Origin of the sequence: Cronbergia sp. UHCC 0137, assembly GCF_034932285.1 — a bacterium.
Lineage (GTDB): Bacteria > Cyanobacteriota > Cyanobacteriia > Cyanobacteriales > Nostocaceae > Cronbergia.
On record NZ_JAYGHC010000009.1, the window covers coordinates 8129 to 10974 of the forward strand.

General features: G+C 45.5%; 1 protein-coding gene and 1 pseudogene. Both read right to left on the bottom strand.

Annotated features, from left to right (window positions below):
- A pseudogene (gene dnaK, locus VB711_RS06120) lies at positions 1 to 1669 on the bottom strand (molecular chaperone DnaK); the annotation flags it as partial.
- Between the two features lie 306 nt (positions 1670 to 1975).
- Positions 1976 to 2722, bottom strand: a complete 747-nt coding sequence (gene grpE / locus VB711_RS06125; protein ID WP_323285027.1) for a nucleotide exchange factor GrpE — start codon at positions 2720 to 2722, stop codon at positions 1976 to 1978.
- Positions 2723 to 2846 lie beyond the last annotated feature (124 nt).

Here is a 2846-nt window from a genome sequence, read left to right on the forward strand (position 1 = left end):
GAGTTTTTTCATTAATCAGACTGCCATGATCTTTTAAGGTGGATGTGTAAGTCAACAATAAACTATCTGCTTGGTTTTTGAGTTCCACCAGTTCTTTATATTTTTGGTCTTCTTCGGCAAATATTTCAGCTTCTTGGCGCATTTTTTCAATTTCTGCTGGACTCAAGCCGCCTGTATTGCTAATTTTGATCCCTTGCTCTCTACCTGTACCTTTATCTTGGGCAGAAACTTTGAGGATACCGTTAACATCTATTTCAAAGGAGACTTCAATTTGTGGTATGCCACGGGGGGCGGGGGGAAGGCCGGTTAAAAGGAACTTGCCGAGACTTTTGTTATCTCTGGCCATAGCCCGTTCTCCTTGCAGGACGTGAACTTCTACGGAAGTTTGTCCATCTATGGCTGTGGAAAATACTTGAAATTTGCTGGTGGGAATTGTGGTGTTGCGATCGATGATTTTGGTGAATACTTCCCCTAGTGTTTCGATGCCTAAAGATAGGGGGATGACATCTAGTAGTAGGAGTGTATCGACTTGCCCGCCTAAGATTCCAGCTTGAATGGCTGCCCCTAGTGCTACGGCTTCGTCAGGGTTAACGGAGCGATCTGGGGTTTTGCCGTTGAAAAACTTGATTAGGGCATTTTGGACGGCGGGAATGCGGGTAGAACCACCAACTAGGACGATGCGATCGATATCTTGGGGTTTGAGGTTTGCATCTTTGAGCGCCTGGATCATGGGTTCGACGGTGGCGTTGATTAAATGCCGTGTGAGTTCTTCAAATTTAGAACGACTCAGTTCCATTTCCAGGTGTTGGGGTCCTGTTTGATCGGCAGTGATAAAGGGTAGGTTAATGGTGGTGTTGACCATGCTAGAGAGTTCGGTTTTGGCTTTTTCTGCGGCTTCTCGTAGGCGTTGCAGTGCCATTTTATCTTTAGCAATGTTGATCTTTTTTTCTTTTTGGAAGGAGTCTAACATCCAACGGACGATGCAGTTATCGAAGTCGTCTCCGCCTAGTTGGTTGTTGCCACCAGTGGCTTTGACTTCAAAGACTCCATCACCTAGTTGCAGGATTGAGACATCGAATGTGCCGCCTCCCAGGTCGAAGACTAAGATTAATTGTTCTTGGTCTTGTTTGTCTAATCCGAAGGCGAGGGCGGCGGCGGTGGGTTCGTTGATGATTCTTAAAACTTCTAGTCCGGCGATCGTCCCAGCGTCTTTGGTGGCTTGTCGTTGGGCATCGGTGAAGTAGGCTGGTACGGTAATTACTGCTTGGGTGACGGTTTCGCCTAAGAAATTTTCTGCTTCCTGCTTGAGTTTTTGCAGGATCATGGCGGATATTTCTTGGGGTGTGTATTTGTGTCCGCGAATTTCGACATCAACGGTGTCGTCACGACCTTTGACGCAGTTGTAGGGTACGCGATCGCGCTCTAGTTCTGTATCTTCCCATCGGCGACCAATGAATCTTTTGATACTGTAGATTGTGTTTTCAGCGTTGGTGACAGATTGACGTTTGGCTAATTGTCCAATTAGGCGATCGCCACTTTTGCCAAAACCCACAATACTAGGAGTGGTTCTTCCTCCTTCAGAATTAGCGATCACTATTGGTTGGCTACCTTCTAAAACGGCGATGCAACTGTTAGTAGTCCCTAAGTCGATCCCAATAACTTTTCCCATAACTACAGAATTTTGATTGAGTGCTTTTTACTGTGATCTGATAACAAAGAACGGTAAACAGCAAACTAGGGTTAACCGTTAACCGTCAATCGTTAACCGTCAAATAATTTAACAAGGCAGAAGGCAGAGGGCAGAGGGCAGGAGGCAGAAGGGAAAATTTTTAATTAATAATAAAGGCTTTTTGCCTCAACCATTGGGGTTTAAGTCAAGAACCACAATCTGGTGATTTGGCGGTCTTCAATTAGAGATGGGTTTGAATCCCTCTCAGAAGGCCTCCTGCCTCCTGCCTTTCAACTCCTACCTCCTTCAATCTTGATTTTGACTCAACTCATTGTCTTGTGCGAATGGAATATCTTCTTTGGGAGCAGCTACTTTCACCATTGCATGACGGAGTACGCGATCGCCCATATAATATCCACGTACTAACTCTTCTAACACTGTTCCTTCTGGATGTTCATCCGTAGCTTCACGCATTACCGCTTCATGGACGTTGGGATCAAATTCTTGCCCTTCTGGACGCATGGGTGACACACCTAGACGTTTGAGGCAATCGACCAATTGTTTATAAACTCCTTGATAACTTTTATGGATGGTCATTTCGCCCTCAGATTGGGGTTTGAGGTGCGATCGCGCTCGCTCAAAGTTATCAACCACTGGTAGCAGTTCCATGATGGTGTTCCGCTTGACTAGGGTTTCTAGATCCTCTTTTTCTTTGGAGTTGCGTTTGCGGTAGTTCTCAAAATCTGCGGCAATTCGCATATACTGAGTGCTACGTTCTTCTAGTTGCGCTTTCAATGACTCAATCTGTTGATTCAATTCCACTAAAGCTGATGTATCTACTGCCATCTTTTGAGTCGCAGCAACATCAGTTTCTTCAGTGAATACAGTATTTCCCTGGACATTAGTTGAGGCTACCGTTTGTTCAGTAATCTCGTTGCCAGATTCATTAGAGTTAATTTCGGCTGGTGAGTCGCTCTTCATTGCTTGATTTACCTCTATTGGTTCACCCAATTGCTGGCTAATATTGTTTACTTGTTTATTTTCTTCTATCATCGTCCATTCATGCCAATTGATGCTCACATCAGTTGGGGCAGGGGGCAGGGGGCAGGGGGCAGGGGAGGCAGGGGAGGTAGGGGAGGCAGGGGAGGGAGAAATTATTATTCACCTCCATAGGAAA